The organism is Nonomuraea sp. B10E15, assembly GCF_039871615.1.
GTDB lineage: Bacteria > Actinomycetota > Actinomycetes > Streptosporangiales > Streptosporangiaceae > Nonomuraea.
In genome coordinates this window covers 147,951-173,540 of sequence record NZ_JBDPMB010000012.1, presented here as the reverse complement: position 1 = coordinate 173,540, position 25,590 = coordinate 147,951, and the positions used below count along the sequence as shown (strand labels likewise).

The window sequence follows — 25,590 nt, the reverse complement described above, 5'->3', positions numbered from 1 at the left end:
GATACTGGTTACTTCACCGTGCTATAAGTACCTTGTGGATACCGGTGATGTCTTCGACCCGAATTGCCCGACGCGGGTGGTTCTCGATCGGATCGGCGACAAATGGTCGGCACTGGTGCTGCTCTGCCTCGCCGACGGGCCGATGCGCTTCACCCGGCTGCGCTCGCGGATCGGCGGGGTCACGCCCAAGGTGCTGACACAGACGTTGCGGACCATGGAGCAGGACGGGCTGATCACGCGCGAGGTGTTCGCGGAGGTGCCACCGCGGGTGGAGTACGGGCTGACCGACCTCGGCCGCTCCCTGCACACCCCGATCGCGGCGGTGGCCGCGTGGGCCGAGACCCACGTGGCCGAGATCCTCCGGCGCCGGGAGCGGTCCGCGTAGCCCGGGAGCGGCCGCGCGGTCAGGCGGCGGTCAGCTTGGTGATCTCGCGGGCGATCTCCGGCCAGAGCGGCTCGGGCAGGTCGTGTCCCATGCCCGGATAGGTCACCAGCCGGGCGCCGGGAATGGCCGCCGCCGTGGCCCGGCCGCCCTCGACCGGGACCAGCGGGTCGTCCTCCCCGTGCAGCACCAGCGCCGGCATGGTGAGGCTCGCCAGCAGGTCCGTACGGTCACCCGAAGCCATGATCGCGGCCAGCTGCCGGCCCGTGCCCGCCGGGTCGAAGCAGCGGTCGAACGCGCGCCCGGCCCTCCGGACGACCCGCTCCCGGTCCATCGCGTAGCCGGGCGAGCCGATCACCGCGTACGTCTCCAGCGCCTGCGCCATGACGGCCGCGCGCTCGGCGGCGGGGCGGGCGGTCAGGGCCGCGAACGCGGCCTCCGTCGGCGGAGCGACCGTGTGGCCGGGCGTCGACATGATCGAGGTCAGGGTCAGCACCCGTGCCGGATGCCGGATGGCCAGGGACTGGGCGATCATCCCGCCCATGGACGCGCCGACCACGTGGGCGGCCGGCCAGCCGATGGCGTCCATGAAGCCCGCGGTGTCGCGTTCGTAAAGTCAGCCCCGCCGGGCGTAGGCGCCGGTCGAGAAGGGCACCGGCCGCCCCTTCTTGCCCAGGCCGTCACCCCACTTGGTGATGACATAGTCGATCTTGATGTGCCCCTTGCCGCCGTTGCCGTTGACCATCAGCGAGCGGGAGTTGAAGGTGCCGCCGGTCAGGTCGGCGAACGTCTTGGCGTCGAGATCCAGCATGATGCCGCGGCTGGAGGGCTCCCCCGGCCCTCTGTCCCCGACGAAGAAGGGCATCTTCTTGCCCTTGTAGATCACGTACCCCTCGGTCAGCAGCGGCCAGCTCGGGCTGGCGGCCATGCCTTTCTGCATCGGCTTGCCGCTGGCGGGCAGGCCGGTGTCGCCCGCCCTGCCCGAGCCGTCGTCCCAGAAGTACGACGCCGTGGTGGAGCCCTTGTACAGGGCCTTCTCCTCGGCGCCGGGATCGGCGTGTGCCGCGGTGCAGACGACGCTCATCGAGCCGACGGCGGAGGCGGTGAGCAGGGCAAGGGAACGCAGGCCAAAACGGGGAGACATGAAAGTGTGAAGTCCTTCGCGAGGGGACGAGGGGGAGGCACGCCGGCAAGAGGGCACGGCGCTGCGGCACGCCCGAGCGACTACATCGGGCGAGGGAAAGAAAGGGGGGAAGGGAGGCCGCTCAGGCGGCGGCCGGCGCTACGCGATTCGGGGGTGCGCTGCGGTCATACATGCGTTCTGTCCTCTCCATCACACCTACCGGGTTAGCTGACGGGTTCGGGCGTGGAGATGCCCTACCGGCACGGGCCGGATTCACCCCAGTGAGGTGGGTCCCCGGTTCCCGATCGAGTCGGGATTCGGCGCCAGCCGGAGGCCCTCTCTTGGGTAAGGGCCAGGTCACCGGCTGGTAATGGCGGCAACTCTAGCAGCGAATCGGACATACGCAAACGATTCGCCATGAACCGGGCAAAGATCTACCTTGCGCGGGAATACGAAAGGGGGTACGGCATGCCGTACCCCCTCAGTCCTTTCCGGCTCAGCCGCCGCTCTTGCGCCTGAACGATCTCTTACTCGCAGCCGGGCCGTGCGCCCCGTGAATCTTCGATGGGTCGACGCCCCTGCCACCAGCGCCGGAGCCCGCGTGCTGGTTGCGCTTGCGCTCCAGTGCTTCGCGGAACTTGCGCTTCATCTCGTCCTCGGGAGTTTCGCTGACTTCCGGCTCCGGTGATTCCGCCATGAGGACCTCCATGGTGTTGGGGACAACCACAGCTTCGCACGGCGTCGCTTTCGATGCGAAACCGACTCCGCCCTGTCACCCGTCGCGGGTGAACGCCAGCAGCCGGAACACCGGGTCCGGCCCGTCCCGCCCCTGCCCGTGACCCACGAACGTGGTCTCGCCGGCCTGGCGCAGACCGTGCCGGACCGCCTCCGCCACGACCAGTTCCCGGCCGTCGGCGGGACGCCGCCGCCCTCCAGGCCCGTGGGCGGCGCGCTTGTCCACCGTCGTGACGTACACCCCGCCCGGCCGCACCACGCGCGCGGCCTCGGCGATCACCGGGCGGGCGTCGTCGAGCAGGTGCAGCAGCCAGATCGTGGTGACCGCGTCGACCGACCCGTCGCGTACGGGTAACGCGCAGCCGTCACCCAGGACCACGTGCACGCGCCGCGCGGCGACCCGCGCCATGCCGGCGGAGGCGTCCACGCCGAGCACCCGCAGGCCACGCCCGGCCAGTTCCCTGCTCACCAGCCCGGTGCCGCACGCGACGTCGAGCAGCGTGCCCCCGGGCAGCAGAGCGCGCACGGCCTCCGCGGCGGCCTCGGCCCGCGGCAGACCGCCACGGGTCTCGTCGTAATGTGCGGCTTCGAGGTCATAGTCGAGCACGACCCGAATCGTACGCCGCCGGGTAAAAGGAGACCGTTCGGTTCCTGGTGTTGTGTTGGAGTGGCCCAGGAAATACACCCCGCATGTTGGTCGACGCCCCAGGCGCCACGATGGACGGTCCGCGATGAACGTGCTCGGTCATGACCTGGCGATGGATCTGGGTGCCGCGAGCACCCGGATCTACGTCAAGGGCAGAGGCATCGTGCTCGACGAGCCCTCCGCCGTCATGCTGGACAGCCGCACGGGCCGGGTCGTCGGGTACGGCGCCGAGGCCGCGCAGGGCGAGCGGGGAGAGACACGCTGGCCGGTCAGCGGCGGCCTCCCGGTCGACGACGAACTCGCCCGGCACCTGATCAGATACTTCCTGCGCAAGGTGCACGGGCACCCGTTCTCCAGGCCGCGCGTCGTGCTGGCGCTGCCGAACAACTCCACCCCCATCGAGCGCGCGGCGCTGCGCGACATCGCGTTCGAGGCGGAGGCCAGGGGGATCCTGCTGATCCCGCACGCGCTGGCGGCGGCGCTGGGCGTGGGCCTGCCGGTCAAGGACTGCGCCGGGCGCATGGTGATCGACATCGGACGCGACACCACGCGGATCGCCGTGCTCTCCCACGGCTCCGTGATCGCGGCCGCCACGGTCCCCGGCGGAGGCGACGGCATGAACCGGGCCATCATCCGCCAGGTCGAACGCGACCACGGCCTGCAACTCGACGAGGAGGAGGCCGAGTCGGCCAAGCGGCGCGCCGGCACCGCGTGGAAGCCGCTGTATCGGCAGGTCACCGTGCGCGGACGCGAGAGCGACACCGGCCGCGAGCGCTCGGTGCCGCTGCCCGTGCAGCGGATCTACGAGGCGACCAGGCAGCCGATCGAGTCCATCGTGCGGGCCGCGATCGAGACCGTCGAGCAGTGCCCGCCCGAGATCTCCGTGGATCTCGCCGACCGCGGCGCGGTGGTGGTGGGCGGCGGCGCGCTGCTGCGCGGGCTCGGCCGGCGGTTGCGGGCGGCGCTGGGCATTCCGGTGAGCAGGGCGGAGCGGCCGCTGGAGTCCGTGGCGCTCGGGCTCGGCCGCTGCGCGGAGGACCTGGGGCTGATCTCCAAGCTCCGCGGCCGGTGACGCCGGCGCGAGAGAGGACGACGCGACGGCGTCAGGACGACGACGGCTCGACGACGGATCGGCAGCGGCCCGGCGGCGGTGAGGGGAGACAGTCCATGACCGTGCACGGCATCGACCACGTCGGGGTGACGGTGCCCGACCTCGACGAGGCGACGAAGTTCTTCGCCCGCGCGTTCGGGGCCGAGGTGCTCTACGACACCCTGCCCAAGGAGCGCGGACCGAAGGGAGGGTGGGCGGTCGAGCGGCGGCTCGGGGTGCCCCAGGGGACGGTCGAGGTGGCGATCCGCATGCTGCGGCTGCCCAACGGGCCCGGGATCGAGCTGTTCGAGTTCGGCGGGCCGCGGCAGGCCGACCCGGTCCTCATGTGCGATCTGGGGTGGCAGCACGTCGCCCTGTACGTGGACGACGTGGACGCGGCGGTCCAGCGGGTGATCGAGGCCGGCGGGTCGCCGATGGGCGAGCCGGTGCCGCTGCCGGGGCCGGAGTCGGGCGGGCGCAACCGGTTCGTCCACTGCCGCACCCCCTGGGGCAGCGTGGTGGAGCTGGTCACCTACCCGGACGCGCAGCCGTACGAGCAGGACACCGGGCTGCGCCGCTGGCGCCCCTGACGCGCCGCCGGCCCCGCCGCGCCCGGCGGCTCACGGGGTGGACAGGGCCTCCGTCGGTGACAGCCGGGAGGCGCGGATGGCGGGGTAGAGGCCGGCCACGGCGCCGATCAGCAGGGTGGCCGCAAGACCGCCCACCGTGGCCCAGGCCGGCACCACGGACGGCCAGCCGCTGTAGAGCGCGTACCCCATGGTGACGCCCGTGCCGAGCAGGATCCCCCCGCTCCCGCCCATCGCGGACAGCAGCAGCGACTCGGCGAGGAACTGCGTGCGGATCTGGCCGCGCGTGGCGCCCAGGGACCGCCGCAGGCCGATCTCCGCACGGCGTTCGAGCACCGAGATGACCATGGTGTTGGCCACGCCGACGCCGCCGACGAGCAGAGCCACCGCGCCGACGCCCAGCAGGAGGTTGGCGAACGCCTGGCTGGTCGCCTGCTTGGCGGCCAGCGCGTCGGACGGGCGGGAGACGTCCACCTCGTTCGGCGCCTCGGGGTTGGCCGTGCCGGCCAGCACCTGCCGTACCGACTCCAGCTTGGCCTCATCCGACCGGGTGTAGAGCGTGGTCGGGTGGCCGTCGAAGTCCAGCCTCGACTCCGCCACCGGCCATCCGACCAGTACCCCGCTGTCCAGGTCGGTGGCGAGCGCCACCGGGTTCAGGACGCCGACGACCGTGAACCGCACGCCGCCGACGACGATCTGGGTGTCCGTTCCCGCAGCGCCGATGCCGAGCCGCTGGGCGGTGACGGAACCGAGCACGGCGGCGGGGTAACGTTCGGTGGCCGCGTTCAGCCACGTGCCGCTGCTCAGGGTCGCGCCCACCGTGGCGGGCAGGTCGAGGCTCGCGGCGTACGCGCTGATGCCGCCCGTCTGCGCCTCGGGGATCCGCTCCGACCGGTACACCTTGGCCTCGGAGACCTTCCCGACCGACGACGCCCGCTCGACGGGGCCGATGCGTTCGATCATCACCTCCGCGTCCTTCGGCATCTGCGCCGCCTCGCCCATGAGCGTGGTGCCCGACGACACGGTGAGCAGGTTGGTTCCGAGCGCCGACAGCGTACGGTCGAGCTCGGCGCCCGACGAGGACGAGAGCCCGACGACGCCGACCATGGCGGCGATGCCGATCGCGATGCCCAGCGCCGACAGGAACGCCCGCAGCGGTCGCGTGCGCAGACCGATCGCGCCGACCCGCAGGACGTCGCCCGGCCGCATCCTGGCCGGCGACGGCTTGAGCCGCGCCACCTCGATGCCCGCCATCACGCCACCCCTGATCCGGCGTGCCGGGGCCAGGGCTCGCCGTGCGGGGCGGCGGCGGAGTCGGAGACGATCCGGCCGTCGCGCATCCGCACCTGCCGGGGCAGGCCGGCCGCGATCTCCCGGTCGTGCGTGATGATCAGAATGGTCGTGCCGCTCGCGTTCAGCTCGTGCAGCAGCTCCATCACCCCCGTCCCCGACACCGAGTCCAGCGCCCCGGTGGGTTCGTCCGCCAGCACCAGCGGCGGGTCGCCCGCCACGGCCCTCGCGATGGCCACGCGCTGCCGTTCACCACCGGACAGCTCGTGCGGCTCGTGGTCCATCCGGTGCCCCAGCCCCACCCGGTCCAGCGCGGCCGCCGCGCGGCGGCGCCGCTCCTGCCTGCTCAGGCCCGTGTAGATGAGCCCGTCGGCCACGTTGTCCAGCGCGGGGACCTTCGCGGCGAGGTGGAACGACTGGAAGACGAAGCCGATCGTGGTGGCCCGCAGCGCCGACAGCTGCCCGTCCGACAACGTCGAGACGTCGTAACCGTCGATGTGGACGGTCCCCGAGGAGGGCCGGTCGAGGGTGCCGACGACGTTGAGCATGGTCGACTTCCCCGAGCCGGACGGCCCGACGATGGCGGCCAGCTCGCCGTGCCGGATCCGCAGCGACACCGACCGCAGCGCCGCCACGCCTCCGGGATAGGTCCTGGACACATCCGTCAGCTCGATCATGGGGTACGTCATGACGTCGGCATCCCCACGGTCATGCCCTCGGCGAGCCCGTCGCCGCTGACCTCGACCCGGCCTCCGGCGAACAACCCCGTCTCCACCGCGACGTACCGGGACCTTCCTCCCTCGATGACCTCGAGGCCGAACCCGCCCTCCTGCAGCGCCACGAGCGCCGCGACCGGCACGGTCAGGACGTCCTCGCGCTTGGAGGCCGTGAACGTCACGTCCACCGCCGCCTTGTCGAGGCCCTTGGCGGCCTTCGAGTCGCCGATCGAGACGAGCGCCTCCAGCCGGGTCTCCGGCTCGGCGTCCTGACTCTCGCCGGGCTGGATGACGGTGGCGACCTCGGTCACCTTGCCGTCCACGCTCCTGCCGTCAGGCAGCGTGACCTCGACCTTGGCCCCCTTCCTGGCCATCCGCTGGTCCTCGGCGTCCAGGTCGACCGTGATCACCTTGGACGTGCCGGTGTAGGTCAGCACCTTCTGCCCGGGCGCGGTCGGCTGACCCTCCTCGGTCTCCAGGCTCTCCACCCGCACCTTGCCGGGCGCGAAGACGATCCGGCCCAGCTCGACCACGCCGGTCCCGTCCAGCCCTCGATCCTCCTGCCACTGCATGACGGCCTCGGCCGTGTCGTAGGTGTACTCGTCGTCGACGGTGAAGCCGTCGTAGCCGAGCTTGCTGAGGTTGCGTTCCAGCGCCTCGACGTCGTCGCCCTCCAGGCCGGCCTTCAGGTCGCGGTACGCGGGCGTCTTGCCGTACATCAGCATGACCGGCTCGTTGTCGACCCGGTAGAGGGACTTGCCGCGGGTGATCTGCCGGCCGCTGTCGGGCAGCCAGGTGATCGTGCCCGGTCTCCTGCTCACCGCCGTGGTCACGGGGCCGTAGCCCAGCTCGCCGTCGGCCTCCCTGGTGTCGTTCAGGGTCTGCTCGGTCACCTCGGTGGTGGCCGGGGGCAGCGCGCCGGCCGGCTGCGTCGGCCCGGCCTTCCCGTCCAGCAGGCCGGCGCCGTTCACCGCGATCAGCCCGCCGCCGGCGACGGCCACGGCGACCAGCAGGCCGGCGACCAGCTTGCCCCGCCCGCCGCGTCGGCGGCGGGCGGGCGTCGCGCCGGGCTCCGCCTTCCCGTCGAGGGGCGTGGCCCGGTCCGTCGCCGGAGCCATCAAGAATCTCCCATACCGGCGTCGGCGGACTCCTTCTGGCACTTGGCCTGCGCGTCCTTGAAGTCGGGGTCCTTGCCGACCTCGCCCGTGATGCGCATCATGCCGCCCTCGGGGTCGGGGTAGTTCTCGACGCCGTTGTCACGCATGCACTGCGCGAGCTTGCGCAGGTTCTCGCCCATCTTGGGGTCGCCCTGGCCCGACTTCTGCCCGCTCGGGGCGAACTCCTTGCAGGCCTCCTGGGCCTTCTCGATCCGCTCCCGATCCTCCTGGCCCTTCGCTTCCAGCTTCATCCTGACGCCCTTGCCAGGCTCAGGGTCGGGGACCTCCACGCCGTTCTCGCGCATGCACTGCGCGAACTTCAGGCCCTGCTCCTGCGGATCCACGCTCGGCTTGCTGGTGGCCGCGGCCTGGTTGCCGGTGCCGCCGCTCACCGACGCCACATCGGATCCGCCGTCGCTGCCGGATCCGCATCCGGTCAGGGCCAGGGTGAACGCGACCGGCGCCACGGCCAGCGCGCTGAGGACTCGTCCTCGCATCAGAGCTCTCCTCCGTCGAAATGTCGTCGAAGGGAGATGCAATAGAGCCGGCTGTTTCCTCGACGTTTCCATTTCGGCTTACTTCGAGCGAATATCTCTTGCGCCACAATCGGCCTCGGCAAGCGGATGAAAGGGCCTTGGATACGCCATGCGAGTGCTGGTGGTGGAAGACGAGCGAATCCTCGCCGAGGCGATCGCCGAATGGCTGCGGGACGAGACCCACGCGGTCGACCTGGCGCACGACGGCGAGAGCGCGCTGGAGCGGATCGCGGTCAACGACTACGACGTCGTCGTGCTGGACCGCGACCTGCCGCGCGTGCACGGCGACGACGTGTGCAAGGAGCTCGTGGCGTCGGACTCCGACGCGCGGGTGCTGATGCTGACGGCCGCCGCGCAACTCGACGACCGGGTGACCGGGCTGTCCATCGGCGCGGACGACTACTTACCGAAACCGTTCGCCTTCCCCGAGCTGGCCGCCCGCGTGCTGGCGCTGGGCCGGCGCTCCCGCCCCGCGACGCCGCCCGTGCTGCGGCGGGCCGGGATCACGCTCGACCCGGCGCGGCGGGAGGTGTACCGGAAGGGGCGGTTCGTACCGTTGTCCAAGAAGGAGTTCGCCGTCCTGGCCGAACTGATGCGGGCGAACGGGGCCGTCGTCTCGGCCGAGCAGCTCCTGGAGAAGGCGTGGGACGAGCACGCCGACCCCTTCACCGGCGCGGTCCGGCTCACCATCCTGAAGCTGCGCCGCAAGCTCGCCGACCCGCCGGTCGTGGAGACCGTGCCCGGAGTGGGGTATCGCATCGCATGATCTTCTTGCGTCTGCCACGCCCGCAGCCGACGCTCCGGCTGCGGCTCACCCTCGTCTACGGCGCCCTGTTCATGGTCGCCGGGCTGACGCTGCTCGGCGTCACCTATCTCCTGTTCAACCAGCAGCTCAACCATTACTTCGAGAGCCGGTTCACGCCGGAGCCCGGCAAGTTGAAGAAGACCTTCCTCCTCCGCGACGGGGTCGAGCTCTCGGGCGAGGCCGCGAGGGAGTTCATAGAGCAGCAGGAGATGGAGTTGCGCGGCGTCGCCGTCACGTCGCTGATCACCCAGGGAGTCATCGCGCTGATCGTGGTCGGGGCCGCCGCAGTGGTGCTCGGATGGGTGGTGGCGGGCCGGGTGCTGGCGCCGCTGCACCAGGTGACCGCCACGGCGCGCAGGATCGCCGCCGCCCCGATGGCCGATCGCGGCCTGCACGAACGGATCTCCCTGGACGGGCCCGACGACGAGGTCAAGGAGCTCGCCGACACCTTCGACACCATGGTCGAGCGACTCGACCACTCCTTCGACGGGCAGCGCAGGTTCGTCGCGAACGCCTCCCACGAGCTGCGCACACCCCTGACCCTGAACCGGGCCCTGGTCGAGCTGGCCATGCACCGGCGTACGGCCACGCCCGACGTCAAGGAACTGGGCGAGAACCTGCTGGAGATCAACGCCCGCCACGAACGCCTCATCTCCGGACTGCTGCTGCTGGCCAGATCGGACCAGCACATCGCGGACCGGTCGCCGGTCGACCTGGCCGACGTGGTGACCCACGTGGTCGCCCACACCTCCTCCGACGCCTTCGAGGCCAAGGTCACCATGTACGAGGTCGCCGAGCAGGCCCCCACCACCGGGGACGCGCTGCTGCTCGAACGGCTCGTGCACAACCTCGTGGAGAACGGCATCCGATACAACCTCGACGACGGCACCGGATGGGTGCGGGTGGTGAGCCGTACCGTGTCGGACGGGAAGGTCGAGGTGGAGGTCAGCAACACCGGCCCGAGCGTGCCGCCGTACGACGTCCCGCTGCTCTTCAAGCCCTTCCACCGGCACGGGGCCGAACGGACGGTCACGGGGAAGAGCGCCGGGCTGGGCCTGTCGATCGTGCGGTCGGTGGCGCTCGCGCACGGCGGCGAGGTGCGGGCCCGGCCGCGCGAGGGCGGCGGCCTGGTCGTGATCGCCTCCCTGCCCCGCCCCCGCGCCTAGCGCGTGCCCGCCGCGTGAGCCGGCCCGGCTCGACGGTGACGATGTCGTACCTGGCCGCGCCCTCGTCGGCGAAAGGCCCTGCTCAGTTGACGCAGTCCTGCGTGTTCAGCCCGAACGCCAGCTCCTTGACCGTGCCCTTCTTCGAGGCGATGAAGGCGTAGTAGGCCTTCTTGTTGCCCGGCACGGAGGCGAGAAGGAAGCCGCTCGCGGCGGTCTTCCACCGTGGGTACGCCTTCTTGACCTGCTTGGTCGTGGAGCCGATGCCGATGCCCTCCGGTGTCCTGACCCCCTTCGGGGCGAAGATCACGGCCACGCCGCGCCGCTTGGAGATGTACAGGCCCACGCTGTTCTTGCCGGTGGGGTGCGCCTTCAGGTCCCAGCCCGAGCACGAGCCTCCCCGCAGGGGCATCTTGAGCACGACCTTGCCCGTCGCCCTCGCCTTCTTCGCGCTCATCCCGAGCCTGACCTTGCCGTAGCCGTTGGGGCCCAGCCTGGTCTTGGCACCCTCAACGGCCTGAGCGGCCTGCTCCGCACGGACGGTCCGGGCGTGTGCGGGTGTGCCGGTGGCGAGCAGCGCCCCGCCGGCCAGGACGGCTACGAGTGCCTTGCCCATGGTCATCGTCTCCTCGGTCGTGATGGTGGGGCCCCTCTGCAGAGGAGGAGCCGCTGCTTGATGAGAGCGCCGGAGGCGGCAAAAGTACACGATGCGGCTCATCCCGTGGGCTCCGGCACGGGATCCTGGACAGCGGCGGGCTCTCCCCGGACCCGCCACACCGCCGGCGCGAGCAACGCGGCGGCCGTCAGGAGCACGGCGGTCGCGGCGCCGGCGCCCAGCACGGGACGGGTGCCGAGCAGAGCGGCCGCGGGGCCGGCCAGCGCCATGCCGAGCGGTGCGGCCACGAGCCCGCCCAGCATCGTGACCGACGTCGCCCGCGCCACGAAACGCTCGGGCAGGTGCTGCTGGAGGCAGGTGGTCTGGAGCACGTTGTACACCACCAGTTGCAGGCCGGCGGCGACGGCCGCGAGCGCCAGCAGCCAGACGTCGGCGGGCAGAGCCAGCAACGCCGGGAAGGGCGCCATCAGGAGGAAGAGCAGGATCGCCGCCGCCATGGGCCGTGCCGGTCTCCACCGCGCCCCGGCCAGCCCGCCGGCGAGCCCGCCGAAGGCGTAGGCGATGCCGATCGCCGACCAGGCGGGGGCGCCGCCGAGGTGCTGGTCGGCGACGTACGGGCCGAGGACGAGGATCGGGGAGACCACGATCAGGTTGGTGACCGCGGCATGCAGGGTCCAGACCTGCAACCAGGAGTGCCCGAGCACCTCGGCGATCCCGCCGCGGATGCCCGCCAGCAGCCCGCCGCCGCGCTGGAGCCGCTCGGCGGCCAGATCAGCGGGCAACCGGTAGAGGAAGGCCGCGCTCACCAGGAACGTCAGCGCGTCGGCCGCGATCGCCCAGCCCGGCCCCGCCAGCGCCACGAGCGCCCCCGCCGTGCCGAGAGCCAGCATCGAGGCCGTGCTCCTGGAGATCGAGATCAGCGAGTTGGCCGCCTGCAGCCGCTCCCGGCCGGCCAGCGAGGCGACCAGCCCCACGGCGGCGGGGTTGAAGAAGGCCGATCCCGCGCCCGCGACGAGCTGCAGGACGACCAGCATCCAGACGCTCGCCGTGCCCGTGAGCAGCAACACCGCCGTCACGCCGTGCGCGGCGAACCGGGCCAGATCGGCGAGCAGCATGACGGTCCTGCGCGAGAACCGGTCGCCGGCCGCGCCGCCGAGCAGGGTCAGCAGGATCACGGGCAGGCGGGTGCTCAGCACCACGATTCCCAGATCCACCGGGGATCCGGTGAGGTCAAGGACGGCGAACGCGACGGCGAGCGGCGTCAGCGCGTCACCGAACGCCGAGGCCGTCTGCCCCGCGTAGTAGCGGCGGAAGCCGCGGACCGCCAGCGGCGCGAACATCATCCGGACGGACCCGCTCACCGGTCACCGCACCTCTTTCCGGCCCTCCCGCGTCATCGGCGCCCGGCCCCTGTGGCGGGGGCGGTCGGGAGGATGCGGAGTCACCCTGCCAGGTCCCACCGACAGAACTCGGCGCCCCGCCGCCGTCCCCGCCGCCGTCGTCAGGCTGGCGGGGTGAGGGCGGGGCGGGGGTTCGCCGGTGAGGGCTGGGCGACACCTGCGGCGGCTCTACGGGCGGTCGCGGACGTAGTAGTCGCCGAGCGTGCCGTCGTAGCGGCCGGTCGGACGGCAGCACCGTCGGAAAGCGCCGCCCTGAGCCGCAGGGGCACGGGTCCTTGCCGCCGAGCTTCTCGATCAGCTCCTTGTCGCGGCCGACGCGCCGGTCGCCGCGCTTGACGTGCGTCTCGCTGGAGGGAACCCCCGGCGGCGCTTGCTGGTGGGCTCAAAAGGACATCTCGTCGCGGTGCATGGCGGGCCTCCTTGGTCCGTGTTCGGCGCTGTCACGATAGGCGCCGGTACGCGGATCCGCGACCCAGTTTTCTGGCTGCGGCGGCGATTTCCTACAGGCCAGTAACATCACTACAAAACTTCTTTCGTGTGAGTATCGTACGTAAAGATCACCGCACCCGTCTCAGGAGTCACTGCTCTCATGGCGCACGTCGAACCGCTGCGGGAGGACGACCCGACGGCGGTAGGGACATACCGCTTGCTCGGCCGGCTGGGCTCGGGCGGCCAGGGGACCGTCTACCTCGGGCAGGCGCCTGACGGCACGCGGGTGGCGGTCAAGGTGCTGCGTTCGAGGGCCGGGCTCGACGACGGGTTCGCCAAGGAGATCGAGAACGCGCGGCGGGTGGAGCCGTTCTGCATCGCGCAGGTGCTGGACGCCTCGCTGGGCGCGCGGCCGTACATCGTGACGGAGTACGTCGAGGGCCCGTCGCTGCACGAGGCCGGCCGGCACGCCGGGGCCGATCTGCAGCGGCTGGCGGTCGCCACGGCCACCGCGCTGGCCGCCATCCACGCGGCGGGCGTCGTGCACCGCGACTTCAAGCCCGCGAACGTGCTGCTCGGCCCGGGCGGCCCTCGCGTCATCGACTTCGGCATCGCCCGCGCCACGGACGACGCGGCCACCCACACCAGCGGCATCGTGGGGACGCCCGCGTACATGGCGCCCGAGCAGCTGGCGGGCCAGCCGGTGGGGCCGCCGGCGGACGTGTTCGCCTGGGCGTCGGTGATGGTGTGGGCGGCCACGGACACGCCGCCGTTCGGGCAGGACACGCTGCCCGCGATCATCAACCGGATCCTGAACAACGAGCCGCAGCTCGGCGACGTGCCGCTTCCGCTGCGCTCGGTCGTGTACGACTGCCTGGCCAAGGACCCGCGGGCCCGGCCGACCATGCGGGACGTGCTGCTGCGGCTGCTGAGCGGGAACAACCCGCCCGTGCCGCACGCGGGCGGCTCCGGCCCGATGCAGCTGCCGCCGCACGTGCCCGGAGCCGGCCGGCCAGGGAGCGGTCCTCTGCCCGGAACGGCCGCGCAGCACGGAAGCATGCCGGCCGGGCCGCACCCGGGGGGTCCCCCGCCTCCGAACGTGCGGTACGCGGGCGGGCCCGGCGCGGGCGGTCCGCTGCCTCCGAACGGGCGGCACCCGGGCGGGCCGGGCGCGGGGAGGGCGGCTGGCCGTAGAGGGCTGGTGGTGCCCTTGGTGGCGGGTGTCTCGGGTGTTGTCGTGGCGGCGCTGATCGGCGGGATCGTCTGGATCGCCCCCGGATGGGGTACGCAGGAGGAGAAGCCGATCGCCGCGCCCTCCCCCAGCACCACCACCCCCACCGCCGAACCCACCGCCGAAGCCACGCCGTCGACCACCCCGAAGCGCACCCCCAGGAAGACCAGGCCCCCCGCCCGCCGTACCACCAAGCCCGCCGGCACTCCGAAGAAGCACACGCCCACGGCGACGCCCGAGCGGACGACTGCGCGGCCGACGCCGTCCCGCACCCGTACCACCAAGAAGCCGGTCACGAGCGCCAGGGCCAGCATCCTCGCGCTCGAGCTGAGGGGCGGCCCCGGCCAGTCGGAGTCCGGAGGCTGCTACATGCCTCCGGTGCACGTCCAGACCCGCGTGGAGTCGACCAGACGCGGGGTGTGGGTCTCCTACGCGTGGCTGGTCGACGGCAGCACGAAGGAGAGCGGCAAGTCCTGGGTGCCCGAGGACGACTACACGGCGTTCGTGACCGCCAGGCAGTGGAACCTGCCCGCGGGACGCCACACCGTGACCCTGAAGGTCAGTTCGCCGTCCTCGGCGCGCAAGAGCATGTCGTTCAGCGTCTGCGCGCTGGAAACCTGGTGACGCCGGAGGCCATCGGCCCGTACCGGGTCGTCAGGCTGCTCGGCGAGGGCGGCCAGGGAGTGGTCTACCTCGGCACGGCCCCCGACGGGACGCAGGTCGCCGTCAAGGTGCTGCGGGAGGGCGTGCCGGGCGACGGCCGCTTCGCCAAGGAGATCGCGGCGGCGCGGCGGGTGGAGCCGTTCTGCATCGCGCAGGTGCTGGACGCCTCGCTGGGCGCGCGGCCGTACATCGTGACCGAGTACGTCGAAGGGCCCTCGCTCCAGCGGGCCGGCCGCCACACGGGCGCAGACCTGCAGCGGCTGGCGGTCGCCACGGCCACCGCGCTGGCCGCCATCCACCGGGCCGGCGTCGTGCACCGCGACTTCAAACCGGCGAACGTCCTGCTCGGACGGGACGGCCCGCGCGTCATCGACTTCGGCATCGCCCGTGCCATGGACGCCGCCCTGACCCGTACCAGCAGCATCGTGGGGACGCCCGCGTACATGGCGCCCGAGCAGTTCCTCGGCGCGGTCGCCGGGCCCGCCGCCGACGTGTTCGCCTGGGCTTCGGTCATCGTGTACGCCGCCACGGGCGCGCCTCCGTTCGGCAACGACTCGCTGCCCGCGGTGCTCAGCAGGATCCAGTACGACGAGCCGGACCTCGGCGACGTGCCCGAACCGCTGCGCTCGATCGTGTACGGCTGCCTGGCCAAGGATCCGGCCGCCCGGCCGGCCATGCAGGACGTGCTCTTCCAGCTCATCAGCGGCCGGGCCGGGGCGTCAGCCGCCGACGACCGGTACTCCCCCGGCAGCGGCCCGATTCCGTCCCAGGCGCCCTTCCCCGGCGGCCCGGCCCACGCTCCCTTCCCCGGCGGCCCGGCCCAGGCTCCCTTCGCTGGTGGTCCGCCGGTCGCGGCACCTCCGGTGGGAGGGCGCGGGTGGCCGCCGCCGGAGGGGTTGCCCGGCCGGACCGGTCCCACCCGACCGGTGTCGCGCAACCGGCTCGGCATCGCCCTGCTGGCCGGCGCGACCGCGCTGGTCGTGACGGGCGGGCTGGCGGCCGCCTGGGTCCTGCTTCCCACCCCGCCCGGTGACGTCGGTGCCTCCACCGCCACCGTCGCCGCGCCCTCCTCCCCCACCGGCTCGCGTACGGTCGCGGACACGAAGCGGTCGCCCAGGCCGCTGGACCCGTCGGCCGGCCGGCGCCCCGGCAGGAAGACCCCGAAACCCACCAGGACCCGGGCCACGCCGACGCCTGCGAAGAGCACGAGGACCACGCCGAGGCCGTCGGCCCGGCCCACCACCGCGAAACCCACCAGGACGAGGCAGGCGGGCGGGGTGACGTCGGTGTCGTTCGACTACGAGGGCATCCGGATGGGGGACTGCTGGCGCTACGACATGAACATCTGGGCGAAGGTGTCGGCGACCGGCTCCTACAGCTACCGGTGGCGGCTCAACGGTCAGAGCCAGGGCGCGAAGGTGGGCAACGCGTCGTCGAAGCCGCTTCTGCCGTCGATCGTGTGGAAGAAGGAGGGCACGTACAGCGTCGTCTTCGAGGTGGTCGAGCCGACGCGCGCCAGGAAGAGCGCCACGGTGAAGATCTGCGATTTCGGCGAGGGCTGGTAGGCGGGCGCTGGCGTCGAGGGGCGGCGGAGGGGCAGGGTGGGCGTGTGATCGTGCCACTATCGGAAGGCAGGCGTTCCCGATGCCCATGATTCCCCGCTTCCACCTGGCCGTGCCCGTCGACGACCTGGACAAGGCCCGCCACTTCTACGGCGAGCTCATCGGCTGCGCCCAGGGCCGCAGCTCTGACAGCTGGATCGACTGGAACCTGCACGGCCACCAGTTCGTCACGCACCTGGCGCCCGCGCGTCCGGAGCGGGTGCACAACCCGGTGGACGGCCACGACGTGCCGGTCCCGCACTTCGGGCTGATCCTGACGATTCCGGAATTTCATGAGCTGGCGGACCGGTTCCGCGCGGCCGGCACCGCCTTCGTCATCGATCCGTACCTGCGGTTCGAGGGACTGCCCGGCGAGCAGTGGACGATGTTCCTGCTCGACCCGGCGGGCAACGCCCTGGAGTTCAAGGCGTTCGCCGACGACGCGCAGGTGTTCGCAGCCGACTGAGCGACCGGCCGAGCGACCGGCCGAGCGACCGGCCGAGCGACCGGCTGGGAGCGGGCGCTAACCGCGGGCGGCGTTGCGCAGCGCGCGGTAGAGCAGGCGCGCGTCGCCCAGGTGGTGGCGGAGCAGCTTCTCCAGGCCGCCGATCGGCACCAGGTTCTGGGGCGCGCGCGGGTCCTTGTAGTCGACTCCGGCCAGCGGAGGCAGGGCCAGGGTCAGCGCGTCGGCGAGCCGCACCACCTGCGCGGGGTCGAGGTCGGCGCCGGCCTCGCAGCGCGCCACGCCCGCCCACGGGGCGGTCGATCTGACGGGCAGGCGTACGTACCAGGCGTGCCGCCGCCAGCTCGTGCCCATGAGGAACACCGGCGTACGCTGCCCCGGCGCGAGCGCGGCGACCACCGCCGACTGCGGCGACGGCAGGTAGGCGGTGTGGTGGGTCTTGATGTAGCCGACCGTGCGCGGCAGGTGGGTGCGGCCCCGCAGCGGCCCGTCCACCAGCAGCAGGTCGTCGCTCGCCGACCGGTGGCGCACGGCGAGGTCGACCTCCAGCTGGGTGACCTGGCGCTGCAGTGCCAGCGACAGCTCCTCGAAGCTGGAGTCGGCGGCCTTGCCGGCGCGGTAGAGGGCGTGGCCGGTCCTCACCTCGGGGGTGTCCGGCGACGCGGAGATCAGCGTGCGGTTGACCTGGATCTCCGCCAGTTCGGCGCCGTCCTGCCCGCACCTGACGATCCCCGCGGCGTAGGAGGCGGCGATGCCGGGCACGGGCATCGGCGAGCCGGGGTCGTGCACCCACACGCGGGCGTCGATCCTGCGGACGCCGTCGGCGACCAGCAGGGTGCGCGGCGGGTCGGCGTCAGGCCCCGGCGTGACGGGTTTCCAGTCGGCGGCCGGGCGTTCGATGTCGAGCACCAGTTCGGCGCTGGTGGAGCCCAGCTCGGACAGGGCCTCGACGGCGAGGGCCGCGGCGTAGCCGGGATCCCACGGATCGACGGTGAAACCGGTCACGTGGCCGCCTTCCGCACGTGGGAGCCCTTGGCGTCGCGCCTGACCTCGAAGCGTACCGGCACCCGCTCCGCCAGCGCGGGGACGTGGGTGACGACGCCGATCATGCGGTCCTGGCCGGCGGCCAGGCGTTCGAGGGTGGTGGCCACCGTGTCGAGGGTGGCCGGGTCGAGCGTGCCGAAGCCCTCGTCGAGGAAGATCGAGTCGAGCCCTCTGGCGACCGCCCCGGACAGCGCCAGGGCCAGCGCGAGCGCGGCCTGGAAGGTCTCTCCGCCGGACAGCGTGCGGGCGCTGCGCCGCATGCCCGCCTCACCGAAGTCGACGACCTCGATGTCGCCGGTCTTGTCGCCGAGCGTCAGCTCGTACTGGCCGTCGGACAACTCGCGGAGCGTCTCGGACGCCGACGCGACCAGGACCGCCAGAGCCTCGGCGCACAACCACCGTTCGAAGGCGTTGGCGCGCAGGCGCAGGGCCAGCTCGTGGGCGACCTTGGCCTCGTGCTCCTTCCCGGTGATCTGCGCGTCCAGGTCGGCGGCGCGTTTGCGGTCGTCCCTGACGCGGTCGAGCGCGCTCTCGACGCGCGCGGCGGCCCCGGCGACGGCCGCGCCGAGCTGGTCGGGCGAGGCGTCGCGCGGCGGGACGACGCCGTGCTCGGCCAGGCGTTCGGCCAGCTTGCGGCGCTCGCGGGACAGCGCGTCGCCCGCCTGGGCGAGCTGCCCGTCGCAGGCCGCGAGCGCCGCCTGGGCGGCCTGCGCGGCCCGGTCGCGCCAGCCGAGCAGGTCGGTCCAGGCCCGGTGCAGGTCGTCGCGGGTGAGCGGCGGCGGCGGGTCGTCGTGTCCGCCGGAGACGAGCAGCCGGTCGCGGGCGGACTCGAGGGTACGCCAGGCGGACTCGGCCTGCCGCTCGACCTGCTCGGCGCCCGTGCGGGCACGTTCGAGCCTGCCCCTGGCGGCGCGGAAGGCGTTGCGGGCCTGGGCCGCGACCTCCTCGGCCTTGCCGATCGCGGCCAGCCTCCCTTCGAGCTCCGCCCGGTCGCCGGGCTCGGGCAGCGCGGCCAGCTCGGACGCCAGCCGGTCGGCCTGACCGGCCAGCATCGACGCCGACGCCTCGGCCCTGGCGTGGGCGGAGCTGGCGCGCTCGGCCCGGTCGCGGGCTCCGGCGAGGGCGCGGTCGGCGGTGCGGATGTCGGCGGGCGGCTCGTGGCGGGGCAGCTCGGCGACCGGGTGCCGGCAGACCGGGCAGGGCTCGCCCACGGCCAGCCGGGGCGCGAGGTGGGCGGCGGCGTGGGCGTCGCGCAGGCGTTCGCGCTGGGTCTCGGCGGCGGCCAGCGCCTGCTCCGCGGCCTTCCGCTCGGCGGCCAGGCCGGGCAGCGGCTCCGCCGCGGCCGCCGCCTCCGCGCGGGCGCGGGCGGCCTGCGCGGCGTGCCGTTCGCGGGCGTCCAGGGCGGCCAGCGCCGCCCGGGGCGCCCCGCGGTCGCCGAGCGCGGCCAGCGCTTCGTACGCCTCGTGGTCGTCGGCCTCCAGCGTCGCGACCTCGGCGGCCAGTGCCTCCACCGACTCGGCGGCGGCCCGCCGGGCCGAGGCCAGCGTCGGCACCGCGTCCGGCATCCGCAGCGACGCCAGCACCGACCGGCGTTCGGCCACGGCGGCGCGCTCCTGCTCGGCCCGCCGGATGTCGGCTTCGCGGGCCCGCAGCAGGTCGAGATCGGCGCCGATGGTCTCGGCCAGGCGCCGCAGCGCCGCCAGCCGGTCGGCCAGCTCCTGCTCGGCCTCCGCCGTGGCTCCCGACAGCTTGCCGAGCTGGTCGCGGGCGAAGGCGGCGTCGCGTTTGGCCTGCTCCTCCTCCTGCACGGCCCGCTGCCTGATGAGCTCGTAGACGTCGGCGTCGAGCAGTTGCACCAGGAGGTCCTGCCGCTCGCGGGGCGCGGCGTGCAGGAACTCCGCGAAGCGGCCCTGCGGCAGCACCACGCACTGGGTGAAGAACCGGTATTCCAGCCCGGTCACCCGCTGCGCCTCGGGGGTGACGTTCTCGCCCTCGGCCAGGGGCTTGAGCACCGCGTCGTAGGCCTGGTCGAGCGGGGCCGAGGGGTCGAGCTCGTCGATCCTGGCCTCTTTGGTACGCACCGCGCCCTTGCTGTCGCGCACCATCGCCCTCACGACGCCGTAGCGCCGGCCGCCGCTCTCGAAGACCAGCGCCACCTTCCCCGAGGACACCGAGGGGGCCAGGGCGTGGGCGATGACGTTCTCCTTGCCCCAGCGCGGCACGGTGCCGTAGAGGGCGAAGCAGATCGCGTCGATGATCGTGCTCTTGCCCGCGCCGGTCGGGCCGACCAGCGCGAAATACTCGGTGTCGGAGAAGTCGACGCTCACCGGCTCGCGGAAGCTGCCGAAGTGGTCGAGCTGGAGCAGCAGCGGGCGCATCAGCTGGTCACCTCGTCGTGCAGCCGGTCGAACAGCGCGGCCACCTGGTCGTCGTGCCGCCCGGTGGCGGTGAGATATTCGCGGAACAACTCGCGGGCGCCACGGTCGGCCGAGCCGGTCCTGCGCGTGGCCGGCACCGGCCTGAACCGTTCGTCCAGCATGACGTCCACGGCACCCGGAAGCAGCTCGCGGACGTCGTCGGCCAGGCCCACGCGGGGTTTCTCCTCGACGATCACCTTGAGCCAGTCGTCGCCCTGTTCCAGGCCCTCCAGCTGCTCCAGCGTGCCGCGCACCGTACGCAGCCTGCGGGCCGAGCCGAAGGCCACCTCCCGCACCACGGCCGGGCGGCCGGGCGAAACCTCCACCAGCAGCGCGCCGGGGGTGTTGCCCTCCTCTCCGAAGTCGACGGCGAGGGGCGAGCCGCTGTACCAGATCGGGCACGGGCCCGGGATCTGCTGGCGGCGATGCAGGTGGCCGAGGGCGGCGTACTGGGTGGACGGCGGGAAGGCGGTCGGCTCGAAGTAGTAGGAGAAGATCGACTGGGCCTGCCGCTCCCCGCCGCCGAACGCGCCGCCGGGCAGCGTGCCGTGAGTGGTGACCAGGTTGACGGTGTCGCCGTGGAAGCCGGCCGTCAGCGCGCCGATCAGTTCGGAGATGCGGGCGGCGTAGTCGCGGTTGTGCTCGGCGGCCGTGCCGGCCAGCACCTCGGCGGCGCGTACGACGTAGCGGTGCGACAGGAAGGGCAGCACGGCCAGCCGCACCGGCTCGCCCGAGCGGGCGGTGAAGGCCAGCGTGCCGCCCGCGTCGGGGCGGCGGAAGCTGCCGATGACGTGCAGGCCCAGCTTGCCGAGCACCGGCCGGTAGACCTCCAGCAGCTGCGGGTTGTCGTGGTTGCCCGCCAGCACCACCACGTCGCGGCCGTCGCCGCGCAGGGCCATGAGCGCGTTCAGCACCAGCGCCTGCGCCTCGGGCGTGGGCGCGGAGGTGTCGAAGAGGTCGCCCGCCACGATGACGGCGTCCACGTCGTGGTCGCGGGCGGCGGCGACCAGCTCGCGCAGCACGGCGCGGTGCTCGTCGAGGCGGGAACGGCCCTTGAGCACCTTGCCCACGTGCCAGTCCGCGGTGTGCAGGATCTTCACGTCATCACCTGTGATCAGAAGGGCGGGATGTCTTCTTCGACGCCGGGCAGCCCCTGGAACGGATCGCCTGAGGCCTTCGCGGCCGGGGCCGCCGCCTCCGCGGGCCGGGTCGCCCACGCGGGGAAGGGGAAGGCGACGGCCAGCGGCACCGGGATCTCCGGCTGGGCGACGAACATGGTGCCAGGCTTGGCGATCGTGGCGCGCTCGCGGACCGCCGGGGGCAGCCAGCCGTACTCCGACCTGGCGGCCTCGGCCGGGTCGAGGCGGCCCGCGACGCGTACGGCGCTGTTGGAGACGATACGGCGCTCCACCTCGGAGGCCGTCTGCTGGGCGCCGATGAGGATGACGCCGAGCGAGCGGCCCCGCTCGGCCACGTCGAGCAGGATCTCCTTGATCGGGGAGTCGCCCTCGCGCGGCGCGTATTTGTTCAGCTCGTCGAGCACGACGAACAGCAGGGGCTTCGCGGTGCCGGACGACTCCTTGCGCTGGAACTCGCCGCGCAGCACCACGCCCACGACGAACCGCTGCGCCCGCTCCGGCAGGTTGTGCAGGTCGACGATCGAGACCTGGGCGTCGGAGGTGCTGACGGTGTGGTTGCGGTAGAAGGGCAGGTCGCCCCGGACGATCGGCGAGAGCGGGCGCACCGCGCTGCGCAGCCGGCGCAGGAAGGCGTTGACCGTGCCGAGCGGGGTCTGCGCGCCGGTCCACTGCTGGCGCGTGCCCTCGTCCTGCAGCTGGTCGGACAGCAACTCGACCAGGTCGGCGAACGTGCGGGCGGCGGTGCCCTGCACCATGACGGCGCCGCCGTCGCCCACCGGCTCCGCCCACGCCTTCAGCCGGGCGGCGACCTGCCCGACCAGCAGCGAGTAGCCGGCCCGCTCGTCGTCGGCGTCGGCGAAGACGAACCGCAGCAGCTCCTCCTCGCAGAACTCGACCAGCGTCCAGTAGAAGGAGCTCACGCCCTGGGTGCGGGCCGAGACGTGGGGCACGCCGTTGGCGTCGCCGGGGCGCGGCGGGGCGAAGACGTGCACGCTGCCGAACGGCCGCGCGGGCAGCCCGAGCCGGGCGTAGACGGCGCGGGCATCGTCGTCGAGCCGGAGGTTGTCGTGGTCGAGGAAGAGCAGGTCCTCCCCCTTGACGGAGAAGATCAGCGCCTTGGTGTTGGCCGACTCGGCGTCGAGGACCCCCGAGTTGAAGATGGAGTAGAGCAGGAACGTGGCGAAGGAGGTCTTGGTCGCCACGCCGGACACGCCGGAGATCGACACGTGGGCGCCGCGGGTGCCGTCGAGGAAGTCGAAGTTGGCGTACATCGGCCGGCCGTCGCGCCCCATCCCGATCGGGATGCGCCGGTCCATCACGTCGAAGTAGAGTGCCTGCTCGCGGTCGTCGGACCCGGCGAGATGGACCTTGGCACCGGGCAGCGGCGGCACGAACACCTCGGGCTCGACCCTGGTCACCCGCACCTCGGCCACCTCGACCACGGCCGCGGGCAACGCGCCGTCGGCGATGAGGAAGACGTCGGAGTCGTAGGCGGCGCCCTCGTGCCGGGCCTCGACGGTCGTCACCACGCCCGCGACCAGCACCGGGCCGTAGCCGGGCACGTCGCGCCTGGTCACCACCACGTCGTCGAGCTGGACGACCTTGCCCGGCTCCAGGCCCACCCAGAACGACAGTGGCGAGGCCGCCTGGGTGCCGAGCACCCGCCCGACCGCGTCTCCCGCCGCGGGTGCTGCCTCCTCCACCGCCTGGCTCGCCCCGTTGACCGTCACGAATCCCTCCGCCCCCAATGATGCCCTTCCATGGAGCGTAGTAGGGGTCGACCTGTGCGTCCCGCCCATCGGGCGTCCCGGCGGAAACGGAAACGTAACGCGCCGACCGGTAGATCACACGTATGAACACACCCCTTTCACGGCGTACGTTGCTGGCCGGGGCGGGCGCGGGAGCCGTCGCCGCGGGCCTCGGCGTGCGGGCCGCCTGGAGCGACACCCCACGGGCCCGCAACGCGGCGCCGCCGAACATCCTGCTCTTCACCGTCGACGACATGCACGGCGGCTCGCCCGGCTGCTTCGGCGGCCGGGCCGACCTCACGCCGAACATCGACCGGCTGGCCGGCGAGGGCGTCGCCTTCCACCGCGCGCACGTGCCGATCGCCCTCTGCCAGCCGAGCCGGTCGGCGCTGATGACCGGCCGTTTCCCCCACCGCAACGGCGCCGAGGGTTTCGAGGACATCGACCCCGGCGTGCCGATCCTGAACGAGCTGCTCCGCCCGCGGAACTACCTGACGGGCATCCTGGGCAAGGTCGCCCACCTCGGCCCGGATGATCGGTTCGCCTGGGATCTGAGCGTGATTCCGGACGAGCAGCTGGGCATGGGGCGCAACCCCGCCGACTACGCGCGGCACGCGACGGAGCTGTTCGACCGGGCGAAGTCCGAGAATCGCCCGTTCTTCCTGATGGCCAACTCCGAGGACCCGCACCGGCCCTTCAGCGGCAGCATGGCCGAACAGAACAGGTTCGACGGGGACGAGCTGGCCAGCATCGCCAAGCCGTCCAAGGTGTACGGCCCCGACGACGCCGAGGTGCCCGGGTACCTGCCTGCCGGACGTGCCGGAGATCCGCTTGGAGGTCTCGCAGTACATGAGCAGCGCCCGGCGCGCCGACGACACGCTGGCCGCGGTCCTGGCCGCGCTCGACGCGTCCGGGCTGGCCGGCGACACGATCGTGATCTTCATGTCGGACAACGGCATGGCGGTGCCGTTCGGCAAGGCGAACGTGTACGAGCAGTGCACGCGCACCCCGCTGATCGTCCGGTGGCCCGGCGTGGCCGGCGCGGGCCGCACCGACGACGAGCACTTCGTGTCCACGATGGACCTCTTCCCCACCCTGTGCCTGGCCGCGGGCGCCACCGTCCCCGAAGGGCTGGACGGTCGCGACCTCACCTCGCTGCTGAAGGGCGGCAGCCAGTCAGGCCGCGACCAGATCAACACCGTCTTCCACGAGTCCAGCTCGGACCAGCGCTACGACATGCGCGGCGTCCACGACGAGCGCTGGAGCTACATCTGGAACGCCTGGTCCGACGGCAGCCTGAACTACCGGGCGGAGAACATGCAGGGCCTCACCTGGCCCGCGATGCGCGACTCGACGGACCCCGCGGTCGCCGCGCGTGCCCAGTTCTACCTGCTCCGCGTCCGGGAGGAGCTGTACGACCTCGCGAACGACCCCCACGCGCTGAACAACCTCGCCGACGGGGGCGCGCCCGAGGAGCTGGCCCGCCGGCGCGCCGCCATGGACGCGTGGATGGGCTCCACCGGCGACCCGCTGCACGCCCAGTACAGGGAGGAGGTCATCAACGCGTGACAGACGCTCACGAGCCATCATGGATCACATGAAGGTGATCGTGATCGGAGCGTCGGGAACCGTGGGGCGAGCCGTCGAGGCCGCCCTGAGCCCTCGCCACGAGGTCGTCGCGGCCTCGCGGCGAGGGCCGGTCCGGGTGGACCTCGAAGACGGGAAGTCGCTGGACGCGCTCTTCGAGACGGTGCCCGACGCCGACGCGGTGGTGTGCTGCGCGGCCAGCGGGCCGCTGGTGCGGCTGGAGACGGTGACGGACGAGGAGTTCGCCGCGGGAACGGCGGGGAAGCTGCTGGGACAGGTCGCACTCGCCAGACGGGCGCTGCGTCGCCTGCGCGACGGGGGGTCCATCACCCTCACCGGAGGCACGTTCGCCGCCCCGCTCGCCGGCGGGTCACTGGGCGCGCTGGTCAACGCCGGGCTCGAGGGATTCGTACGGAACGCGGCGAGCGAGCTGCCCCGCGGGCTGCGGATCAACGTGATCGCCCCGGGCTGGATCAAGGAGACCCTGGAGGGCATGGGCCTCGACGGCGCGGGCGGGACGCCGGTCGCCGAGGTGGCCCGCGCCTACGTCGCGGCCGTGGAGGGCACCGCGCAGGGCCGGACGATCGTTCCGTGACGAGCGGCGTCCGCTGTCAGCGCGGGCGGCTGAGGGCGGCCTCGGCCAGGTCTGTCCATCGCTCGGCCGCGGTGTGGGGCACGACCACCCAGTCCTTCATCACCCTGCCCCGCCCCATGGGGTCGAACAGGGACGCACCGGCCAGCTGGAGCGCGGCTGCGTGTTCGGGGGTGTCCCTGACCAGCCGGAACACCATCGCGCCGTCGCGCTGCAGGCTCGCGAAAACCTTCCCCGCCTGATCTTTGAGCGCGGGACTCCCCATCATCCTGGAGATCCGCACACCCAGGTCGGCCAGCTCGGCGCCGACCTGCTTGAAATCCTGTTCCGCGCCCATCGTCAGTCGGTCCCCGGCTCCATGGCGGTGTCGTCGAACGGCTCGTCCCGAGAAGGGTATCTTTCGGCGACGGGCGCGGCCCCATAGGCTGGC

General features: G+C 72.7%; 25 protein-coding genes, 1 pseudogene and 1 riboswitch. Of the genes and pseudogenes, 10 read left to right on the top strand and 16 right to left on the bottom strand.

Annotated elements, in window-relative coordinates:
- Window positions 1-76 precede the first annotated feature (76 nt).
- Entirely contained in the window at window positions 77-385 is a 309-nt protein-coding gene (locus tag ABGB14_RS29805; protein ID WP_347647143.1) for a helix-turn-helix domain-containing protein, read from the top strand.
- Window positions 386-404: 19 nt separating this feature from the next.
- Here the strand turns inward: ABGB14_RS29805 and ABGB14_RS29800 are convergent.
- From ABGB14_RS29800 to ABGB14_RS29785, 4 genes and pseudogenes are all read right to left on the bottom strand, one after another.
- Window positions 405-977, bottom strand: a pseudogene (locus ABGB14_RS29800) (alpha/beta hydrolase); the annotation flags it as partial.
- A 21-nt stretch (window positions 978-998) separates the two neighbouring features.
- A complete protein-coding gene (locus tag ABGB14_RS29795; protein ID WP_347647142.1) occupies window positions 999-1,526 on the bottom strand; it encodes a hypothetical protein in 528 nt (175 codons plus the stop codon).
- Window positions 1,527-1,703: 177 nt separating this feature from the next.
- Window positions 1,704-1,838, bottom strand: a riboswitch (cyclic di-AMP (ydaO/yuaA leader).
- Between the two features lie 163 nt (window positions 1,839-2,001).
- On the bottom strand, window positions 2,002-2,202 hold the full coding sequence (locus ABGB14_RS29790; RefSeq protein ID WP_132601313.1) for a DUF5302 domain-containing protein: 201 nt from the start codon (window positions 2,200-2,202) through the stop codon (window positions 2,002-2,004).
- Window positions 2,203-2,277: 75 nt separating this feature from the next.
- Window positions 2,278-2,847 (bottom strand): class I SAM-dependent methyltransferase, encoded by a 570-nt coding sequence (locus ABGB14_RS29785; protein WP_347647141.1) that lies wholly within the window; start codon window positions 2,845-2,847, stop codon window positions 2,278-2,280.
- A 124-nt stretch (window positions 2,848-2,971) separates the two neighbouring features.
- Here ABGB14_RS29785 and ABGB14_RS29780 point away from each other — a divergent pair, with 124 nt between their 5' ends.
- Together ABGB14_RS29780 and ABGB14_RS29775 are read left to right on the top strand one after the other, a co-directional pair.
- Window positions 2,972-3,958, top strand: coding sequence for a rod shape-determining protein (locus tag ABGB14_RS29780; RefSeq protein ID WP_347647140.1), 987 nt, complete (start codon window positions 2,972-2,974; stop codon window positions 3,956-3,958).
- A gap of 95 nt (window positions 3,959-4,053) precedes the next feature.
- Window positions 4,054-4,566, top strand: a complete 513-nt coding sequence (locus ABGB14_RS29775) for a VOC family protein (RefSeq protein ID WP_347647139.1) — start codon at window positions 4,054-4,056, stop codon at window positions 4,564-4,566.
- A gap of 30 nt (window positions 4,567-4,596) precedes the next feature.
- Here the strand turns inward: ABGB14_RS29775 and ABGB14_RS29770 are convergent, their stop codons facing one another.
- From ABGB14_RS29770 to ABGB14_RS29755, 4 genes are read right to left on the bottom strand one after another with little or no spacing between them, the layout of a single operon-like run.
- Window positions 4,597-5,817, bottom strand: coding sequence for an ABC transporter permease (locus ABGB14_RS29770; protein ID WP_347647138.1), 1,221 nt, complete (start codon window positions 5,815-5,817; stop codon window positions 4,597-4,599).
- Window positions 5,817-6,542 (bottom strand): ABC transporter ATP-binding protein, encoded by a 726-nt coding sequence (locus ABGB14_RS29765; RefSeq protein ID WP_347647137.1) that lies wholly within the window; start codon window positions 6,540-6,542, stop codon window positions 5,817-5,819. Before ABGB14_RS29765 ends, ABGB14_RS29770 begins: the two co-directional genes overlap by 1 nt.
- Window positions 6,539-7,687 (bottom strand): peptidoglycan-binding protein, encoded by a 1,149-nt coding sequence (locus ABGB14_RS29760; RefSeq protein ID WP_347647136.1) that lies wholly within the window; start codon window positions 7,685-7,687, stop codon window positions 6,539-6,541. Before ABGB14_RS29760 ends, ABGB14_RS29765 begins: the two co-directional genes overlap by 4 nt.
- The gene (locus tag ABGB14_RS29755) at window positions 7,687-8,223 is read right to left on the bottom strand and encodes a hypothetical protein (protein ID WP_347647135.1); all 537 of its coding nucleotides are present in this window, start codon (window positions 8,221-8,223) and stop codon (window positions 7,687-7,689) included. The genes ABGB14_RS29760 and ABGB14_RS29755 overlap by 1 nt, the downstream gene beginning before the upstream one ends.
- A gap of 148 nt (window positions 8,224-8,371) precedes the next feature.
- On the opposite strand from ABGB14_RS29755, the gene ABGB14_RS29750 reads away from it, so the two are divergent.
- A complete protein-coding gene (locus ABGB14_RS29750) occupies window positions 8,372-9,028 on the top strand; it encodes a response regulator transcription factor (protein WP_347647134.1) in 657 nt (218 codons plus the stop codon).
- Complete coding sequence (locus tag ABGB14_RS29745) at window positions 9,025-10,233, top strand: HAMP domain-containing sensor histidine kinase (protein ID WP_347647133.1); 1,209 nt, start codon at window positions 9,025-9,027, stop codon at window positions 10,231-10,233. Before ABGB14_RS29750 ends, ABGB14_RS29745 begins: the two co-directional genes overlap by 4 nt.
- A gap of 82 nt (window positions 10,234-10,315) precedes the next feature.
- Here ABGB14_RS29745 and ABGB14_RS29740 read toward each other — a convergent pair whose 3' ends face one another.
- Both ABGB14_RS29740 and ABGB14_RS29735 read right to left on the bottom strand, forming a co-directional pair.
- On the bottom strand, window positions 10,316-10,852 hold the full coding sequence (locus tag ABGB14_RS29740; RefSeq protein WP_347647132.1) for a hypothetical protein: 537 nt from the start codon (window positions 10,850-10,852) through the stop codon (window positions 10,316-10,318).
- A gap of 92 nt (window positions 10,853-10,944) precedes the next feature.
- Complete coding sequence (locus tag ABGB14_RS29735) at window positions 10,945-12,207, bottom strand: MFS transporter (protein ID WP_347647131.1); 1,263 nt, start codon at window positions 12,205-12,207, stop codon at window positions 10,945-10,947.
- A 628-nt stretch (window positions 12,208-12,835) separates the two neighbouring features.
- On the opposite strand from ABGB14_RS29735, the gene ABGB14_RS29730 reads away from it, so the two are divergent.
- The 3 genes from ABGB14_RS29730 to ABGB14_RS29720 all read left to right on the top strand — a co-directional run bounded on the left by ABGB14_RS29730 (window position 12,836) and on the right by ABGB14_RS29720 (window position 16,636).
- Entirely contained in the window at window positions 12,836-14,530 is a 1,695-nt protein-coding gene (locus ABGB14_RS29730; protein WP_347647130.1) for a protein kinase, read from the top strand.
- Entirely contained in the window at window positions 14,527-16,134 is a 1,608-nt protein-coding gene (locus ABGB14_RS29725; protein WP_347647129.1) for a protein kinase, read from the top strand. The genes ABGB14_RS29730 and ABGB14_RS29725 overlap by 4 nt, the downstream gene beginning before the upstream one ends.
- A 79-nt stretch (window positions 16,135-16,213) precedes the next feature.
- Window positions 16,214-16,636: a VOC family protein gene (locus ABGB14_RS29720; protein WP_347647128.1), complete on the top strand. Its 423-nt coding sequence runs from the start codon at window positions 16,214-16,216 to the stop codon at window positions 16,634-16,636.
- 57 nt (window positions 16,637-16,693) lie between these two features.
- On the opposite strand, the gene ABGB14_RS29715 is transcribed toward ABGB14_RS29720, so the two are convergent.
- From ABGB14_RS29715 to ABGB14_RS29695, 5 genes are all read right to left on the bottom strand, one after another.
- Entirely contained in the window at window positions 16,694-17,638 is a 945-nt protein-coding gene (locus ABGB14_RS29715; RefSeq protein WP_347647127.1) for a hypothetical protein, read from the bottom strand.
- On the bottom strand, window positions 17,635-20,055 hold the full coding sequence (locus ABGB14_RS29710) for an SMC family ATPase (protein WP_347647126.1): 2,421 nt from the start codon (window positions 20,053-20,055) through the stop codon (window positions 17,635-17,637). The genes ABGB14_RS29715 and ABGB14_RS29710 overlap by 4 nt, the downstream gene beginning before the upstream one ends.
- Complete coding sequence (locus tag ABGB14_RS29705; protein WP_347647125.1) at window positions 20,055-21,194, bottom strand: exonuclease SbcCD subunit D; 1,140 nt, start codon at window positions 21,192-21,194, stop codon at window positions 20,055-20,057. Before ABGB14_RS29705 ends, ABGB14_RS29710 begins: the two co-directional genes overlap by 1 nt.
- Window positions 21,195-21,208: 14 nt before the next feature.
- Window positions 21,209-22,963, bottom strand: a complete 1,755-nt coding sequence (locus ABGB14_RS29700; protein WP_347618723.1) for an ATP-binding protein — start codon at window positions 22,961-22,963, stop codon at window positions 21,209-21,211.
- A gap of 137 nt (window positions 22,964-23,100) precedes the next feature.
- Window positions 23,101-23,832 (bottom strand): hypothetical protein, encoded by a 732-nt coding sequence (locus ABGB14_RS29695; protein ID WP_347647124.1) that lies wholly within the window; start codon window positions 23,830-23,832, stop codon window positions 23,101-23,103.
- Here ABGB14_RS29695 and ABGB14_RS29690 point away from each other — a divergent pair.
- Both ABGB14_RS29690 and ABGB14_RS29685 read left to right on the top strand, forming a co-directional pair.
- A complete protein-coding gene (locus ABGB14_RS29690; RefSeq protein ID WP_347647123.1) occupies window positions 23,831-24,550 on the top strand; it encodes a sulfatase/phosphatase domain-containing protein in 720 nt (239 codons plus the stop codon). The two genes, ABGB14_RS29695 and ABGB14_RS29690, sit on opposite strands and share 2 nt — an antisense overlap.
- A 28-nt stretch (window positions 24,551-24,578) precedes the next feature.
- On the top strand, window positions 24,579-25,163 hold the full coding sequence (locus tag ABGB14_RS29685; protein WP_347647122.1) for a short chain dehydrogenase: 585 nt from the start codon (window positions 24,579-24,581) through the stop codon (window positions 25,161-25,163).
- A gap of 16 nt (window positions 25,164-25,179) precedes the next feature.
- Here the strand turns inward: ABGB14_RS29685 and ABGB14_RS29680 are convergent, their stop codons facing one another.
- Window positions 25,180-25,497 (bottom strand): hypothetical protein, encoded by a 318-nt coding sequence (locus tag ABGB14_RS29680; protein WP_347647121.1) that lies wholly within the window; start codon window positions 25,495-25,497, stop codon window positions 25,180-25,182.
- Between the last annotated feature and the right edge of the window lie 93 nt (window positions 25,498-25,590).

What these genes read in the sequence shown, in the direction of transcription:
- ABGB14_RS29710 (WP_347647126.1), bottom strand. Translation starts at nt 20,055, where the DNA reads ATGCGCCCGCTGCTGCTCCAGCTCGACCACTTCGGCAGCTTCCGCGAG.
- ABGB14_RS29770 (WP_347647138.1), bottom strand. Translation starts at nt 5,817, where the DNA reads ATGGCGGGCATCGAGGTGGCGCGGCTCAAGCCGTCGCCGGCCAGGATG.
- ABGB14_RS29740 (WP_347647132.1), bottom strand. Translation starts at nt 10,852, where the DNA reads ATGACCATGGGCAAGGCACTCGTAGCCGTCCTGGCCGGCGGGGCGCTG.
- ABGB14_RS29745 (WP_347647133.1), top strand. Translation starts at nt 9,025, where the DNA reads ATGATCTTCTTGCGTCTGCCACGCCCGCAGCCGACGCTCCGGCTGCGG.
- ABGB14_RS29780 (WP_347647140.1), top strand. Translation starts at nt 2,972, where the DNA reads ATGAACGTGCTCGGTCATGACCTGGCGATGGATCTGGGTGCCGCGAGC.
- ABGB14_RS29765 (WP_347647137.1), bottom strand. Translation starts at nt 6,542, where the DNA reads ATGACGTACCCCATGATCGAGCTGACGGATGTGTCCAGGACCTATCCC.
- ABGB14_RS29775 (WP_347647139.1), top strand. Translation starts at nt 4,054, where the DNA reads ATGACCGTGCACGGCATCGACCACGTCGGGGTGACGGTGCCCGACCTC.
- ABGB14_RS29795 (WP_347647142.1), bottom strand. Translation starts at nt 1,526, where the DNA reads ATGTCTCCCCGTTTTGGCCTGCGTTCCCTTGCCCTGCTCACCGCCTCC.
- ABGB14_RS29690 (WP_347647123.1), top strand. Translation starts at nt 23,831, where the DNA reads ATGAGCAGCGCCCGGCGCGCCGACGACACGCTGGCCGCGGTCCTGGCC.
- ABGB14_RS29685 (WP_347647122.1), top strand. Translation starts at nt 24,579, where the DNA reads ATGAAGGTGATCGTGATCGGAGCGTCGGGAACCGTGGGGCGAGCCGTC.
- ABGB14_RS29680 (WP_347647121.1), bottom strand. Translation starts at nt 25,497, where the DNA reads ATGGGCGCGGAACAGGATTTCAAGCAGGTCGGCGCCGAGCTGGCCGAC.
- ABGB14_RS29730 (WP_347647130.1), top strand. Translation starts at nt 12,836, where the DNA reads ATGGCGCACGTCGAACCGCTGCGGGAGGACGACCCGACGGCGGTAGGG.
- ABGB14_RS29790 (WP_132601313.1), bottom strand. Translation starts at nt 2,202, where the DNA reads ATGGCGGAATCACCGGAGCCGGAAGTCAGCGAAACTCCCGAGGACGAG.
- ABGB14_RS29720 (WP_347647128.1), top strand. Translation starts at nt 16,214, where the DNA reads ATGCCCATGATTCCCCGCTTCCACCTGGCCGTGCCCGTCGACGACCTG.
- ABGB14_RS29760 (WP_347647136.1), bottom strand. Translation starts at nt 7,687, where the DNA reads ATGGCTCCGGCGACGGACCGGGCCACGCCCCTCGACGGGAAGGCGGAG.
- ABGB14_RS29750 (WP_347647134.1), top strand. Translation starts at nt 8,372, where the DNA reads ATGCGAGTGCTGGTGGTGGAAGACGAGCGAATCCTCGCCGAGGCGATC.
- ABGB14_RS29755 (WP_347647135.1), bottom strand. Translation starts at nt 8,223, where the DNA reads ATGCGAGGACGAGTCCTCAGCGCGCTGGCCGTGGCGCCGGTCGCGTTC.
- ABGB14_RS29695 (WP_347647124.1), bottom strand. Translation starts at nt 23,832, where the DNA reads ATGTACTGCGAGACCTCCAAGCGGATCTCCGGCACGTCCGGCAGGCAG.